This window comes from Calothrix sp. CCY 0018, from assembly GCF_963920925.1.
GTDB lineage: Bacteria > Cyanobacteriota > Cyanobacteriia > Cyanobacteriales > Nostocaceae > Rivularia.
In genome coordinates this window covers 56585-72189 of record NZ_CAWUDI010000020.1, presented here as the reverse complement: position 1 = coordinate 72189, position 15605 = coordinate 56585, and the positions used below count along the sequence as shown (strand labels likewise).

11 protein-coding genes are annotated in these 15605 nt (G+C 38.8%); 10 read left to right on the top strand and 1 reads right to left on the bottom strand.

Annotated features, from left to right (window positions below; genetic code table 11):
• The first annotated feature begins 108 nt into the window (after positions 1-108).
• From ACM03V_RS16050 to ACM03V_RS16010, 9 genes are all read left to right on the top strand, one after another.
• Complete coding sequence (locus ACM03V_RS16050) at positions 109-675, top strand: hypothetical protein (RefSeq protein WP_414621790.1); 567 nt, start codon at positions 109-111, stop codon at positions 673-675.
• A 325-nt stretch (positions 676-1000) separates the two neighbouring features.
• Entirely contained in the window at positions 1001-2260 is a 1260-nt protein-coding gene (locus ACM03V_RS16045) for an MFS transporter (RefSeq protein ID WP_414621789.1), read from the top strand.
• Between the two features lie 1023 nt (positions 2261-3283).
• Positions 3284-3763, top strand: a complete 480-nt coding sequence (locus tag ACM03V_RS16040) for a hypothetical protein (RefSeq protein WP_414621788.1) — start codon at positions 3284-3286, stop codon at positions 3761-3763.
• 24 nt (positions 3764-3787) lie between these two features.
• Positions 3788-5716: an SUMF1/EgtB/PvdO family nonheme iron enzyme gene (locus ACM03V_RS16035; protein WP_414621787.1), complete on the top strand. Its 1929-nt coding sequence runs from the start codon at positions 3788-3790 to the stop codon at positions 5714-5716.
• Positions 5717-6081: 365 nt separating this feature from the next.
• Positions 6082-7953 carry a biosynthetic-type acetolactate synthase large subunit gene (gene ilvB / locus ACM03V_RS16030; RefSeq protein WP_414621849.1) on the top strand — a complete coding sequence of 624 codons (1872 nt, stop codon included), beginning with the start codon at positions 6082-6084 and terminating at the stop codon, positions 7951-7953.
• 160 nt (positions 7954-8113) lie between these two features.
• Complete coding sequence (locus tag ACM03V_RS16025; protein WP_414621786.1) at positions 8114-8923, top strand: ABC transporter permease; 810 nt, start codon at positions 8114-8116, stop codon at positions 8921-8923.
• A gap of 418 nt (positions 8924-9341) precedes the next feature.
• Positions 9342-10064, top strand: a complete 723-nt coding sequence (locus ACM03V_RS16020) for a DUF928 domain-containing protein (protein WP_414621785.1) — start codon at positions 9342-9344, stop codon at positions 10062-10064.
• 7 nt (positions 10065-10071) lie between these two features.
• Positions 10072-12819, top strand: coding sequence for a CHASE2 domain-containing protein (locus ACM03V_RS16015; RefSeq protein WP_414621784.1), 2748 nt, complete (start codon positions 10072-10074; stop codon positions 12817-12819).
• A 182-nt stretch (positions 12820-13001) separates the two neighbouring features.
• Positions 13002-14318: a response regulator gene (locus ACM03V_RS16010; RefSeq protein ID WP_414621783.1), complete on the top strand. Its 1317-nt coding sequence runs from the start codon at positions 13002-13004 to the stop codon at positions 14316-14318.
• Between the two features lie 415 nt (positions 14319-14733).
• Here ACM03V_RS16010 and ACM03V_RS16005 read toward each other — a convergent pair whose 3' ends face one another.
• Entirely contained in the window at positions 14734-14862 is a 129-nt protein-coding gene (locus tag ACM03V_RS16005; protein WP_414621782.1) for a hypothetical protein, read from the bottom strand.
• 31 nt (positions 14863-14893) lie between these two features.
• On the opposite strand from ACM03V_RS16005, the gene ACM03V_RS16000 reads away from it, so the two are divergent.
• Positions 14894-15433 (top strand): hypothetical protein, encoded by a 540-nt coding sequence (locus ACM03V_RS16000; protein WP_414621781.1) that lies wholly within the window; start codon positions 14894-14896, stop codon positions 15431-15433.
• The last annotated feature ends 172 nt before the right edge of the window (positions 15434-15605 follow it).

Genomic DNA, 15605 nt, shown 5'->3' with positions numbered 1-15605 from the left:
TATATATCAAAAATCATTATTTTTCTAAGTAATTTTTCAAATAAAGGTTATATTTATGACTGTCTAAGCTGTCAAGCGGCCAACTTGTAAATCTGTTAGTTAAAATTGATGAACGTAATTATTTGTCCTGGAATTCACGAATCTAGCTTGACTAAAAGCTTTATCAGAAGTTTAACTGACGCAATTTCTAATAGCTCTTTAAATCAAGCGAGCGTGAATATACTGGAATTTCCGGCAAACAATCTATCTGCTTTATCGGGATTTCATATCTGGCAGTTTTTGCGCGACAGTTTAGCTCCGGAGCTAAAATCACCTGTTATATTTATAAGCTTCAGTGCTGGTGTCGTTGGAGCGATTGCTGCTGCTAGTTTATGGCAGAATACGGTCGGTAATGTTAAGGCTTTTATTGCTATAGATGGATGGATGGTACCTTTAACTGGTAATTTCCCTATCCATCGCGCTTCTCACGATTACTTCACGCATTGGAGTTCTTGCTTGCTTGGTAGCGGCGATAATAACTTTTACGCACAACCTGCTGTAGAGCATTTAGAATTATGGCGATCGCCTTCAACAGTTGACGGTTATCTAGTAGATTCACCATCAGAAGAATTACCAATATCCTTGACTGCGGCTGAATTTGTGAACATATTATTAAAACGTTATCAAGTAATTTAATCCGGAAAAGCTTGAAGATAAACAGGAGGAGAATTTATAAGTTAAGTGATAAAAGATCGGAGTTATGAGTTATGAGTTAAAAGTTAAAAGTTAAAAGTTAAAAATAGAATTTATAGCTCTTGTCTTTATAATTTATGGTTATTTCAATGAACCGTAGTGGGAGTTTTATTGCTTCCTTCAAGCGAGGGTTCGAGACGCTCCCACTACCATAAGAAGTACAAACTAAGACTCGATCAAAAATGTACAAATGTCAATATAAATCACAACTCCTAACTCCTAACTTACTCCCCCTCCCGACAACGCAGTCATTAACCCCCACCTAAGAATGTTTCCAACTGAACCTGCTGCTGTTAATAAAGGATTTGGTGCGGTACTTAGAAACCGTAATTTCATGCTGGTATGGATAGGACAAATCATATGTCAGCTAGCAGACAAAATCTTTTTCGTGTTGACAATTGCACTGCTTGAAAAGTACCCACTTGCAGTAGGTGTAGTTGAAGATGGTAGACGTGCGGATTTGTTTCTAGCGTTTACTTTACCAGCTATTCTACTTGGCTCGCTAGGCGGTATAATTGTTGACCGATTCCCCAAAAAGCCGATTATGATTGGCTCGGATTTGCTACGAGGACTTTTGACGATAGCAATTCCATTTTTACCAAGAGAATTTTTGATTTTATTCGCAATCACTTTTGCTAACTCCGTAATTGTGCAATTTTTTGCCCCAGCAGAGCAAGCCGCCATACCAATTTTGGTCAAGCGAGACAGCTTGATGGCTGCCAATGCGCTGTTTACCAGCACCATGATGGGTGCTATAATTATAGGTTTTGCTGTAGGCGAACCCCTATTAAGTCTGGGTAAAAGTTGGCTGGGGGAAAGATACGGACAAGAGTTTATTGTGGGTGGGCTATATCTGATTTCCTCACTGATCAAAATACCCGTAAAGTTAAAGAGCAATAAACCTGACTTAAAAGCTGAAAAAGTTAATCCTATAGCGGAATTTAAAGACTGCCTGCGCTATCTGAAGAAAAAGCGTTTGATTATGAACGCAATGGTGCAGTTAACTGCTTTGTATTGTGTTTTTGCTTCCTTGGTTGCATTATCGATTAGATTGGCGCAAAAATTCGGGTTACAAGAAAAACAATTCGGCTTCTTCCTAGCAGCAGCAGGGGTAGGAATGGTTTTAGGAGCCGGTATTTTAGGTCATTGGGGCGAAAAATTCCATCACAAACCTTTGCCTTTATTCGGATTTTTGAGCATGGCATTTGTGTTAGCCGTGTTCACATTCATTCATAATCTGCCCTTAGCTTTAGCGCTTAGTACTCTATTAGGTTTGGGTGCAGCATTAATCGCGGTACCGATGCAAACATTAATCCAGCAGCAAACACCCCCAGATATGCACGGTAAGATATTTGGCTTCCAAAATCATGCGGTAAACATTGCTTTAACAGCACCATTATTAATTACCGAAAGACTGACAAATTATTTCGGCTTAAGAATCGTACTTTTAGGAATCAGTTTTATAGTTGCCACTATTGGTATTTGGGCTTGGCACAATACCCGTAAAGTTTTGAAAGATGTGATTTAGAAGATGGGGAATAGTTAGGAGTTAGGAGTTAAGTCCTTTAAATCTGATATATTGCATCATTCTCAGTCAGCTTTCACAACCACCTTGGAATAAATTCCCAGGCTCACATACAAAGTCTGATAAATCAGACTAGTTAAGGTTTAGATCGGTGATTGTAGTGCGTTTTAACGTACTTCGTATATTAGCCTTGAAATTTATTTCAAGGCGGAATTCGGATTTAACGAGAATGGTGCAAGATATCAGCTAAATCCCGCTTTTAGGTACTAACTTGATAATTAAAAGAATACCGAAAAAATACGTAAGATAAAAATACGGGAACTCTCCGATTACAATCATTAGAAAGTTCCTCCATCTTGGAAAGAGTTGGTTCGTCTACCGCTCAAACCATGAAAAATTTAATTATAGTTTTATGGCTGATAGCCATGTCATTTGCTTTTTGGATATGCTACATAACTACTCAAGCGCACAACCAAACGCCACGATGGTTGCTCTCTAGAAGATATAAGCGCGGTACAAAGTATCCTAAAGGTTACAGAAAGACATATCGGAAGCAATCTTCACACATCCCCAAAAGCTCAAAGGATTGGCAAGAAATACTTATGTTGGTGCGCTATGACGAAGCAACAGCACAGCGACTTTTCCAGTATGCCCTCTTACTCTAACCCCGGTAAATCCGATAAATGGGTTTTGGAAAAAGCTTTGTGGGATTTACAGCGCGATCGCAAGTAAAACCATCCGGCTCGTACTACAAGAAGTATGGTAATTAATATATCTAAGAGGATGTTTTAAAAGTATCCGGCGGTTAAAAACGCTACTACACAGGCAAAGTCCACCTGCGTGGACTAATAGATTTTTAACCCAGGTCGCCGGGTTTTGCTTGTATAGCCGCGTTAGCGGAGCGTGCCCGTTAGGGCATATTCAATCACCAGGTGAAGTATTAAATTAGACCTTTAAAACATCCTCTAAGTAAAAACAATAATACTTAGTCTAATTAATTAAAGTTATAGGAATCAATTAAAAGTAATGTCGGAAACAACTCAAACTCCAGAAAACATCTGGATTATCACCGAAGAAACTTCCTCGATTATCGCTCAAGAAGATAACCAGGGTAGCCGCGATGCTACTCGCGATATTGGAGGAAGAATTGGGGCTTCAGTACCCACTGACGAAGATAGCCGTGGTAGCCGTAATGGAAGCCGCGATATTGGAGGAATTATTGATGGAGATACCAAAGAAATAATTATCAAGAGAGACAAAGAAGGAATCGCTATTTTCAAAAGAAAAGCCGTACAGGTAACAAAACTCAAAGAAGAAATGAAGAGTTTTATGCAGGCTATGAGAGAGATGCTGGATGAAGCAGAGGAGCCGAATTCTAAAATGCAGCTTGATGAAGTAGAGTTATCGGTAGAAATTAATGGTGAAGGGCAAATTAGCTTGTTGGGAATTGGTGGTGGTAAAGCTGGAGGTAAAGGTGCAATGACTTTTAAGTTTAAGCGGAAATAATAAACGGTAATTACAGGGAACTTGATGGGACAAAATTGGGCAATTACCATTGGCATTAACAACTACGATAATCTTTCACCGCTCAAATATGCTCGGCGAGATGCTGAGGTAATGCAGCATTGGTTTGAGCAAGCAGGATTTGACGAAGTTTTTCTATTTACCGAAAATTCTCCCAAAATTCCCGCTAATCCACCAATAGCAACTCAACCTACCCATGCTCGTTTTCTACGATTTTTAAATGTCCAGTTTGAAAATACTTTATTACAACCAGAAGATAATCTCTGGTTTTTCTTTGCTGGACATGGTACAAGATTTAAAGACCAAGATTATTTAATGTTCCTTGATAGCGACCCTCAAGCGGTGGATAGAACTGCAATCTTGGTTGATTATGTAGTGCAAAGGTTACGTCGCTGCGGTGCTGGTAATGTAGTGCTACTTTTAGATGCTTGTCGTGACGAAGGTAGTCGCGGTGGATTGGGAATCGGGGAAGAACATAAGGGTGTAATTACCTTTTATTCCTGCACTGCGAATCAAAAGTCTTGGGAAATTGATGAATTACAGCATGGTGCGTTTACCCATACGCTATTAGAAGGTTTGCGGTTAAGTGGTGAATCTAATTGCGCTACGGTTGAGCGTCTTGACCAATATTTACGTTATAACGTCCCGAAAATAAACTCTAGATATGGGAAAGAGCCACAAAATCCTTATTTAGAAGCAGATCCACCTAACAAAATTCACTGGATTTTACTAGAGCAAGCTGCCACACTCAAAGATGTAGAACCATTAAGATATCAAGCATCTTCAGCTGAGAATAAAGGCGATTTGGAGCTAGCAAAGCAGCTTTGGGTGAGGGTTTTGGCTGCTTCTCGTGCAGATTGGGATGCAATTGAAGCGATTGGAAGAATTGCTGTACGTCAAGCTCAATCTCCTATATACCCATCACCTCAGCTAGATATTGCGATTTCTGAGCCAGTAACTTCTTCAAGGGGAGATACAACTCCTGAAAACCCCTCTCCAAACCTCTCCCCTGCGAGGGGAGAGGCTTTAAATTCTCCCCATCCCCTAAATTCTCCCCCTTCCCTAGCAGGGAAGGGGGCTGGGGGGTTAGGTTCTTTTCAATTTGAGGTAATAACGGTAAACATTCAAGGTGAGGAAATCAACCGAGAAAAACGCCAAGCCGAGTACTTTTCTGAAGACTTAGGAGATGGTGTGAATTTAGATATGGTGTATATCCCTGCTGGTAAATTTATGATGGGTTCGCCAGAAGGGGAAGGGTATGACGACGAAAAACCACAACATGAAGTAACCGTTCCAGAATTCTTCATGGGTAAATACCCTGTCACTCAAGCACAATGGGAAGTAGTAGCGGCTCTACCTGGAATTAAACGCAACTTAGAAGCAAAACCATCTAATTTTAAAGGAAGTAACTTACCTGTAGAAAGCGTTTCCTGGCACGATGCAGTTGAATTTTGCGCCAGATTATCAAAATATACGGATAAACAATATCGTCTTCCCAGCGAAGCAGAATGGGAATATGCTTGTCGTGCTGGCACAACTACACCTTTTCATTTTGGCGAAACTATTACTGATAAGTTCGCAAATTACAACGCAAGAAAAAATTTTGCTAATGAACCATTAGGAAAACATCTTCAAAAAACAACCGCAGTAGGACAATTTCCGCCTAACACTTTTGGTTTATACGATATGCACGGAAATGTTTGGGAATGGTGTCTTGATAATTGGCATAATAACTATGATAAAGCGCCTACAGATGGTAGTACTTGGATAAATAATAATAATCGCGATCGCAAAGTGGTGCGTGGTGGTTCATGGGACTACAAATCTGACTTTTGCCGCTCTGCTAACCGCGACAACAACCCTCCCGGATTCAATATTAACCCTGTCGGACTGCGGGTGGTGTGTGGTGGTTCCTCCAGTATTTTTAGCCCTTGACACGTTTACCTTTTATTCTCTCCCCTCATACCAAATCAAATTTTTCCAACCAAAAAATATTAAGATTGCTAAACTTCCCTTCCTTCGCTACAAAAATCAATAACCAAAACCCAGCTTAAGATTAAAAATGCTCCCCTACAACTTCTCGTAAATTGTCATCATGTAAGCCGCAACTCTTCTAGATCGGATATTCTGACGGATGAACAGTTCGATCGCGGTTTGGGCACCCCTTGACAATAGACTTATTTATAAAATTGTGCATAGGGTATTAAAATAAAGTTTCAACTACATAAAGATTTTTACGTTTTTACGTTTTTAAGTTAAGTAGCTAATCACTGAGGTTTGCCGTGTCATCGTCTTCCCAAATCCGCGTTCAGCTTGAATCTACCTCTTCTCAAACAACTCTTACCGAATCAAATACTTTTCCACAACGTGCTAGTGGTGGTTTTGCTTTAATTGATAGCTTGAAGCGTCATGGGGTTGAACATATTTTTGGCTATCCCGGTGGTGCTATTTTACCGATTTATGACGATTTATATAGAGATGAAGCTCAAGGTGGCATCAAGCACATTTTAGTTAGACACGAGCAAGGTGCTTCCCATGCTGCCGATGGTTACGCTCGCGCTACTGGTAAAGTTGGCGTTTGTTTTGGTACTTCTGGCCCTGGTGCAACTAATTTAGTTACCGGCATTGCTACCGCTCATATGGATTCGGTACCGATGATTGTAATTACGGGACAGGTGTCGCGAGCGTCGATTGGTACTGATGCGTTTCAAGAAACCGATATTTACGGAATTACACTACCAATTGTCAAGCATTCCTACGTAGTCCGCGACCCTAAAGATATGGCGCGGATTGTGGCAGAAGCTTTTCATATTGCTCTTACTGGTCGTCCGGGGCCTGTTTTGATTGACGTTCCCAAAGATGTAGCTCTAGAAGAATTTGATTACACTCCTGTAGAACCCGGTTCAGTAAAATTACCCGGTTATCGTCCGACGGTGAAGGGAAATCCCCGACAAATCAATGCAGCTATTCAACTGATTCGCGAAAGCCGTCGTCCTCTTTTATATGTCGGAGGTGGTGCGATTACTTCCGGCGCTCATGAGGAAGTTAAACAGTTAGCAGAATTATTTTCGATTCCCGTCACCACTACATTGATGGGTATCGGTTCTTTTGACGAACATCATCCGCTTGCCTTGTCAATGTTGGGGATGCACGGTACCGCCTATGCAAACTTTGCCGTTACCGATTGCGATTTATTGATTTGCGTTGGTGCCAGATTCGATGACAGGGTAACGGGTAAGTTAGATGAATTTGCTTCCCGCGCTAAGGTAATTCACATTGATATAGATCCGGCGGAAGTTGGTAAAAACCGCATTCCGGAAGTGCCGATTGTTGGGGATGTCAAAAGAGTTTTAACAGAATTGCTGCGTCGGTGTAAAGAAAGAAATATTAAAGGGGCACCACAGCAAACTCAAGAGTGGTTGAATTTAATTAACCGCTGGAAAGAAGATTATCCTTTGGTGGTACCGCACCATGCCGATAGTATTTCTCCGCAAGAAGTAATCAGCGAAATTGCCCGTCAAGCACCCTACGCTTACTACACCACAGATGTGGGACAGCATCAAATGTGGGCAGCGCAATTCCTCAAAAATGGGCCACGTCGCTGGATTTCCAGCGCTGGTTTGGGAACGATGGGTTTTGGAGTTCCCGCTGCAATGGGTGTAAAAGTCGCGTTTCCCGATGAAGAAGTTATCTGTATTAGCGGTGATGCTAGTTTCCAAATGAATCTGCAAGAATTGGGAACCCTTGCACAATACGGCATAAATGTCAAAACCGTAATTATCAACAACGGCTGGCAAGGAATGGTGCGTCAGTGGCAGCAAGCATTTTTCGGCGAGCGTTATTCTAACTCCAACATGGAAGTAGGAATGCCAGATATCGAATTGCTGTGTAAGGCTTACGGCATCAAAGGTATGGTAATCGAGAAGCGAGAACAACTTGAAGGTGCGATCGCCGAAATCATCGCCCATGATGGCCCCGTTGTAGTCAACGCTCGCGTTACCAAAGATGAAAACTGCTACCCAATGGTAGGCCCCGGAAAAACAAACGCTCAAATGGTTGGTTTAGCTAAACAGCCACCGAAAGCAGCCCAAGAGCCAGTTTATTGCGGTAATTGCGGTGCAAAAAACCAGAGTGCGAATAATTTCTGTCCCGAATGCGGTACGAAGTTGTAATAAATAGGTTCGTAGTAAGGACTTTAGTCCTTGTTTTTGAGGACTAAAGTCCTTACTACGAACGGGAGATGTAAGTGAAAAATTGACTTTTAACCTAAATCATGCTATGAAAGTCCCGATAAACCTTCTTATTTATTAATATTTATTGATAATTAAAAGCATGAATATATCTCCACCGAAGGAAAAACTGCGTATCGGATGGCAGGGGGTTTTCTCGCTGTTTATGTATGTTTTGATGTATTTACCGATCGCAGTACTCGCTTTTTATAGTTTCAATAAGTCACCTTATAGCGGAGCTTGGGAAGGATTTACTTGGGAATGGTATGAAAAGTTATTCGGGGATGAGCGGATTTTATCGGCTTTACAAAATAGTTTGATAGTTGCTTTTAGTGCTGTCAGTATTTCTGCGGTGCTGGGAACATTGATGGCGGTGGGTTTGGCGCGTTATCGCTTTCTGGGGAAGGGTTTATATCGAGGAATATCTTATTTACCGTTGATTATCCCCGACATTGCGATCGCGGTGGCTACTTTAGTTTTTTTGGCGGCGTTTGCAATTCGTCTGAGCGTATGGACTATCATTGCGGCTCATGTAGTATTTTGTTTAGCATATATAGCTGTTGTAGTTTCTTCTCGATTAACTAATTTAGATCCTCATTTAGAAGAAGCTGCATTAGATTTAGGCGCTACACCTTTTCAAGCTTTTGTTAAAGTATTGTTGCCGCAATTAATGCCGGGAATTATTGCTGGTTGCTTGTTAGCTTTTGTGCTTAGTTTGGATGACTTTCTAATTGCAAGTTTTACAGCTGGTAGCGGTTCAAATACTTTACCAATGGAAATTTTTAGCCGCATTAGAACAGGTGTAAAACCAGATATCAATGCTTTAAGTGTAATTTTAATAATAGTATCTGCAATTGTTGCTTTCGTTGCAGAATCAATTCGTGCTTCGGCTGCGGTTGAGAATCGGAATTAGTTAGGAGTTAGAAGTTAGAAGTTAGGAGTTAGGAGTTAGGAGTTAGGAGTTGAGGTGTATATTATTAGCCCACGCAGGTGGGCTTTGTTTGTTTAGCCCCAGACTTCTAGTCTGAGGGTATTATTATGACCATTATTAATTATTAGTAAATATCAATATTTTTTTGAGTTTTTGAAAACATCCCCTATTCCCTGTTCCCTATTCCCCGTTCCCTTTTTTAAACGTAATTTTACTGTAATACTTACAATTAATCCAAAAGGCTAAGTTTATATATAAAAATTACTATCAGCAAAGGCACCGATGGCGATTAGGCAATAATACTAATAAACTGGCAATAATCTTATTCTCTCTTAATGTTAGAGAAAATGAGGGAATAAAAGCTTTTTTAACAACCTTATAATCGCCTAGCGCATTTTTTATGGCTAAGATAAATAAATCTCTTTTCAAATACTTCGTTTTGGCAATCGGTTGTGTGTTTAGTTTGTCTCTGGTTTCTGTATGGATAACTCCCGTGCAAGCAGGGATGACTTTTACACCACCAGGAAGACAAGCACCTAGAACAAATACAGTTGCAGGAGGTTCTCGTGGAGATACTTGTGCAATTGGTAAAAACAACAACAAGACTGGAGCAATAGTAAAAGTGTTGCCTAAATCGAATATCGGTTTAACAACACAACAGCATCCATCAATAATGTTTTATGTTCCTGCAAGTACTGCACAAAAAGCATTTTTTAGTATCCAGGATGAGGATTTCAACCATTATTATCAAACAACTTTACAGTTACCACAAAAAGCAGGAGTAATGGAAATTAAAATTCCAGCTTCAGTTCCAGAATTAGCTACGGGTAAAAATTATCAATATTCTTTGGCAATGATTTGTGGTGTAGATTTAGAACCGGACGATCCGCTAACTAGTGGTTGGATTCAGCGAGTTCAACCGCAAGGTAATGTATTAAACGAAAAAGCTTCTGTGGAGTTAGCATCTCGGTTTGCATCTGATGGTATATGGTTGGATGCGGTTTCTACTCTTGCAGAATTGAGAAAGTCACAGCCGTCGAACCAATCTATTGTTAATTCTTGGCAGCAACTTTTGAATTCTGCTGGCTTAAGTGAAATTGCCCAAGAACCAATAGTTAATTAACATAAATATGTGGTCAAAGTTTAAAACGTTTTTATGGCAATGGCGTTTTGTTGCAATAACAACTCCTGCTATAGCGTTAACTGTAATTGCTGCAAGTACGGCAGGATGGTTTCAGCTTCTAGAGTGGGCAACTCTAGAGCATTTTTTTGCAATGCGCCCTTATGAAAAGCCAGAAAAGCGAATTTTAATTGTCACTATTGACGAAAAAGACATCACTAAAGTTGGTAAATGGCCAATTCCCGATGCTGTTTTGGCTGATGCTTTGCAAAAAATCAACAAGCACCAGCCAACAGTCATTGGTATAGATATTTTCCGAGATTTACCAGTGGAACCCGGCCATCAGGAACTGGTTAAGGTGATGCAACAAACACCGAATTTGATTGGAATCAAGAAAATGTTAGGGGATGAAGGGGATAAAGTTGCACAACCCCTTAATTTATCTAAACTGAACCAAGTTGCTCTTGCCGATCTGCTTTCGGATACAGATGGTAAGATTCGACGAGGGTTGCTATCTGCTAATGATGAGAATGACGGCAATGTTTTTTTGGGTTTAGCGGCAAATTTAAGCTTAAAATACTTAGAAGATAAGGGTATTGAGTTAGCGAGTAACGAACGGTCAGGAAAATCTTTGCGGTTGGGTAAAGCGGTATTTTATCCTTTGACAGGAAAACAATTTGCTTATCGCGATGCAGATACGGGCATATACCAAATTTTACTTAGCTATCGTCATTTAGAAAAAGGTTTTGATACAGTAAGTTTGCGAGACGTGTTATCGGGTAATTTATCTAGAGAACAAGTGCGATCGCGCATCGTGTTGATCGGTACGACAGCCAGAAGTGTTAATGACTTTCATAATGTTGGCTACAGTCGTAATTTCAAAAATGAAAATGTTCCTATGGCTGGTGTGGTAATTCACGCTCATCTAGTTAGCCAGATTTTAAGTGCAGCATTAGATGGAAGACCGATGATAAATGTTCTATCTTATCAAGGAGAATGTCTGTGGATTTTATGTTGGACTTTTACAGGTAGTTGCGTTAGTTGGCAATTGCTGCAAATTAATGAGCGGGGGAAGCGAGGGTTTTGGGGATTAACCATATTAGGTATATCAATTGCTGTAGGAACTTTAATTGTTAGCAGCTATGGAAGCTTTCTTGCAGGTTGGTGGATTCCTGCGGTTTCACCTTTTATTGCTCTTATTAGTTCGGCAATTATAGCTAGTAACTTTCACAAACAGTGGCAATTGAAACAAGCTAATGAAAAGTTACAGGAATATTCTCGTACTTTAGAAGTAAAAGTAGAAGAAAGAACTAAAGAATTAGTTGAAGCTAAAGAAGCAGCAGATGTGGCTTCTCAAGCTAAAAGTGAGTTTTTAGCAAATATGAGTCATGAATTGCGAACTCCTTTGAATGGAATTTTAGGTTACGCACAAATATTGCAACGTTCGGATAATATCGCTAAATCTGAACAAAAAGGTGTGGAGATTATCTATCAATGTGGTTCGCATTTATTGACTTTAATTAATGATATTTTAGATTTATCCAAGATTGAAGCTCGCAAATTAGAATTGGATAATGGCGATATCAATTTCTCTTCATTTTTGATTGGAGTTGCCGAAATATGCCGCATTCGTGCCGAAAAGAAAGGTATTGAGTTTAATTATCAGCCAGATGCACAGCTTCCAGTCACAATTAAAGCTGATGAAAAACGGTTGCGTCAAGTTCTGATTAATTTATTAGGAAATGCGATTAAGTTTACAGAAGAAGGTGGGGTAATATTTTCTATTCGAGTAATAGAAAAGAATAAATTAGATGCAGTTAATAGCCAAGATAATTATAAAATTCGCTTTGAAATTATTGATAGCGGTGTAGGAATGACACCGGAACAACTAAATCAAATATTTTTACCTTTTGAACAAGTAGGAGATAAAAATAAACAAACAGAAGGTACGGGATTGGGATTAGCAATTAGCCGTAAGATTACTGATTTGATGGGAAGTAAAATTAAGGTAGAAAGTAATTTAGGCTCTGGTAGTAAATTTTGGTTCGATGCCGATTTAGAAGTTAGTAAGGAGAATATACAGCAAAGTTCGGATTTATTAAACACCCAGATTATCGGTTTTAAAGGCGATAAACCCAATATTTTGATTATAGATGATCGGTGGGAAAATCGCTCAATTATTGTCAATTTTTTGCAAACAATTGGTTTTTCCTGTTTTGAAGCAAGTAATGGCAAAGAGGGTTTAAAAAAAGTAGAAGAGATAAAACCGGACTTAATTGTAACTGATATATCTATGCCAGAAATGGATGGTTTGGAAATGATGCAAATTCTCAGAAATAATCAAGAATTTAGTCACGTACCAATTGTAGTTTCATCAGCGAGCGTTTATGAAAAAGATATTGAGCAAAGTTTAGCTGCTGGTGCGAATGAATTTTTACCAAAGCCCATACAAATAGAAGATATGTTAAAAATATTACATACCTATTTACAATTGGAGTGGATTTATGCCAAAACTGAACAAAAACCAGAAATATCTTTAAATGAAGAAATAATCCTTCCGAATGTAGCAGAAATGGATAAATTATTTGATTTAGCAATGCGAGGAAATGTTAATGGAATAGAAAATTTTTTGAATGAGTTAGAAAGTTCGGATAATAGTTTTAAACCTTTCGTAGCGGAAGTTCGACAACTTGCAGATAATTTTCAATTTAAACAAATTAGGCAATATATAAAATCTTTTCAAGTTGAAAAAATATAGTTATGCACATTCTAATTTTAGAACGAAAACAGGCTCCTATTTTTCAAGGACAGAAATTATTTTTTATAGCTAATTAAAGTTCGCACTCAGGGCTGTCTTCCCTCCAATTTAGGGCTAAAGCCCTTACTACAAACTTGATAAATCTAAAATCTAAAATCTAAAATCTAAAATCTAAAATAGAAATGACTTATTCAGAACAGCCAATAATTTTAATTATTGATGACAATCCCACAAATCTTAAAGTTTTATCCGGAGCCATAGCTGATTCTGGATGGGAAATATTAGTCGCTACCGATGGTGAAAGCGCTATCGAACAAGCCGAATATGCTAAACCAGATTTAATTTTATTAGATGTAATGATGCCGGGAATCGATGGATTTGAAACTTGCAACCAACTTAAACAAAATCCCGCAACTCATGAAATCCCGATAGTTTTTATGACAGCGCTTGCCGATACGGTAGATAAGGTGAAGGGGCTTTCTTTAGGAGCTGTAGACTATATTACCAAACCTTTTCAGACAGAAGAAGTGTTGGCGCGGGTGGAAGTACATTTAAGAATGCGCCTTTTAAACAAGCAATTAGCAGAACAAAAAGATGAATTAGAAAAACGAGTACAAGAGCGTACAAGTGAATTACAAACGGCTTTGTCGGAGTTACAAGAATCTCAATTACAGCTTGTACAAACAGAAAAAATGTCTGCTTTAGGTGAATTAGTCGCTGGAGTTGCTCACGAAATTAATAATCCCGTGAGCTTTATTGATGGGAATTTAGAATTTTTAGAAGAAAACACGTCCGATATAATTAAGCATTTACGACTTTATCAAAAATATTATCCTAATCCACAAATAGAAATTATAAAAAACGCGGAAGAGATTGAATTAGATATATTAATTGAAGATATACCTCAAATAATTTATTCTATGAAAATAGGAGTTGAGCGGATTGGAAATATCAGTACCAGTCTGCGAACTTTTTCTCGTTCTGATAGTTCATCGAAAGTAGCTTGCGATATTCACGAAGGAATTGACAGCACTTTAATGATTCTCAAGCATCGCTTGAAAGCGAACAACAAACGACCGGAAATTAAAGTACTCAAAGATTATGATGAATTACCTTTAGTGAAGTGCTATTCGGGTCAATTAAATCAAGTTTTTATGAATATTATTTCAAATTCTATAGACGCTTTAGATGATTATAATAGTCATTTTTCTTATGAAGAAAAAAATAAACATCCTCACAATATTTTAATTACAACCGAATTTTATTCTGATAGCGATAAAGTCAGTATATCTTTTAAAGATAATGGCCCCGGAATACCAGATGATATCTTAAAAAGTATATTTGAACAATTTTTCACTACTAAAAGCGTTGGCAAAGGAACTGGATTAGGATTATCTATCAGCAGACAAATAGTAGAAGAAAAGCATCAAGGTAAGTTAACTTGTAATTCCTTACCTGGAGAAGGAACTAAATTTACTATTGAACTTCCAGTGGAATGAATTAAAATATCAGATTAGTGAGGTACATTCGGACGGGCAAGGATGCCCCGCAGTCGCTACGTACTGCGGGAAAATCAAATTAGTAAGCAAATAATATAAAATTCTTCAAAATTGTAACAAATGCCCGATTATGCGGTAACGGCGGAAGCGTGACGGTTAATGCTGTAAATAAAGTTGAAGTTACCGGAAACCATTTATTACTTCCTAGCCGATTATTCTCTTGAGCAAACCCGTTTCCCGAAAACCTTCAACAGCTTTATCCTTTACCACCTATCCCCAGCGGAAATGCTGGAAACATCAATATCAATACACCAGAATTAAAAGTTGAAGGTAATTCGATAGTAGCGGCTATCAATCAAGGATTTGGAAATGCCGGAATAATTAATATTGATGCAAATTCTATACTTATTAACAATCAAGGTTCCATTGCAGCAGCTACTGAATCTGGTGAAGGTGGCGATATTTTCTTAAAAACGCGGAATTTAACGCTACGCAATAATAGTAATATCACCGCTACTGCTTCAGGTGAAGGCAAAGGTGGCAATATTACGATTGATACCGATACTCTCGTAGCATTGGAAAACAGCGATATTACTGCAAATGCCGAAAATAGTTTCGGTGGAAGCGTAACTATCAATGCTCAAGGTATTTTCGGTACGCAGCAGCGAGAGAAACTTACACCTCAAAGTGATATTACTGCAACTTCTGAGTTAGGTGCTTCTTTCAGCGGTACAGTAGAACTTAATACGACCGGAATCGATCCAAATTCTGGTGTGAATGAGTTACCTATGAATGTTATCGATCCAAGCAATCAAATCGCTTCCGGATGCACCGCTCAAACGGGTAACAAACTTATAGTAACTGGGCGTGGTGGAATACCGCAAAATCCCAGTCAAAAGTTAATTTCAAATTCTAACTGGTACCATCTTCGCGATTTATCAGCACGTCGTCAGCAACCTGATAATATTACTCAAACAACAAAAGTATCAAACCAACGAATAATTGTAGAAGCTACGGGATTTGTCAAAAATGCTCGCGGTGAAGTGGAATTAGTCGCGCAGTTACCAGAAAGCTTTGAAAATTCGCAACAAATTCCTAATTGTGGGGAAGTGTAAGCACGTAATAAGTTACTTAAATATGCACAAAAATTAGAGAAATTACTGATTTGATATTTTGATTAGTTGTTTTCAATAGTTTAAGTGTTTTTATTAGATGAATAATCGGTGAAGTGAGGTTATGCTAGTGGCGCAAACATCTACTTTTGATTTTAGATTAAGCAAAATTGAA

Excerpts from the sequence above, each read along its gene's own strand:
- ACM03V_RS16040 (WP_414621788.1), top strand. The coding sequence starts at position 3,284 with ATGTCGGAAACAACTCAAACTCCAGAAAACATCTGGATTATCACCGAA.
- ACM03V_RS16050 (WP_414621790.1), top strand. The coding sequence starts at position 109 with ATGAACGTAATTATTTGTCCTGGAATTCACGAATCTAGCTTGACTAAA.
- ACM03V_RS16015 (WP_414621784.1), top strand. The coding sequence starts at position 10,072 with ATGTGGTCAAAGTTTAAAACGTTTTTATGGCAATGGCGTTTTGTTGCA.
- ACM03V_RS16035 (WP_414621787.1), top strand. The coding sequence starts at position 3,788 with ATGGGACAAAATTGGGCAATTACCATTGGCATTAACAACTACGATAAT.
- ACM03V_RS16020 (WP_414621785.1), top strand. The coding sequence starts at position 9,342 with ATGGCTAAGATAAATAAATCTCTTTTCAAATACTTCGTTTTGGCAATC.
- ACM03V_RS16010 (WP_414621783.1), top strand. The coding sequence starts at position 13,002 with ATGACTTATTCAGAACAGCCAATAATTTTAATTATTGATGACAATCCC.
- ACM03V_RS16025 (WP_414621786.1), top strand. The coding sequence starts at position 8,114 with ATGAATATATCTCCACCGAAGGAAAAACTGCGTATCGGATGGCAGGGG.
- ACM03V_RS16045 (WP_414621789.1), top strand. The coding sequence starts at position 1,001 with ATGTTTCCAACTGAACCTGCTGCTGTTAATAAAGGATTTGGTGCGGTA.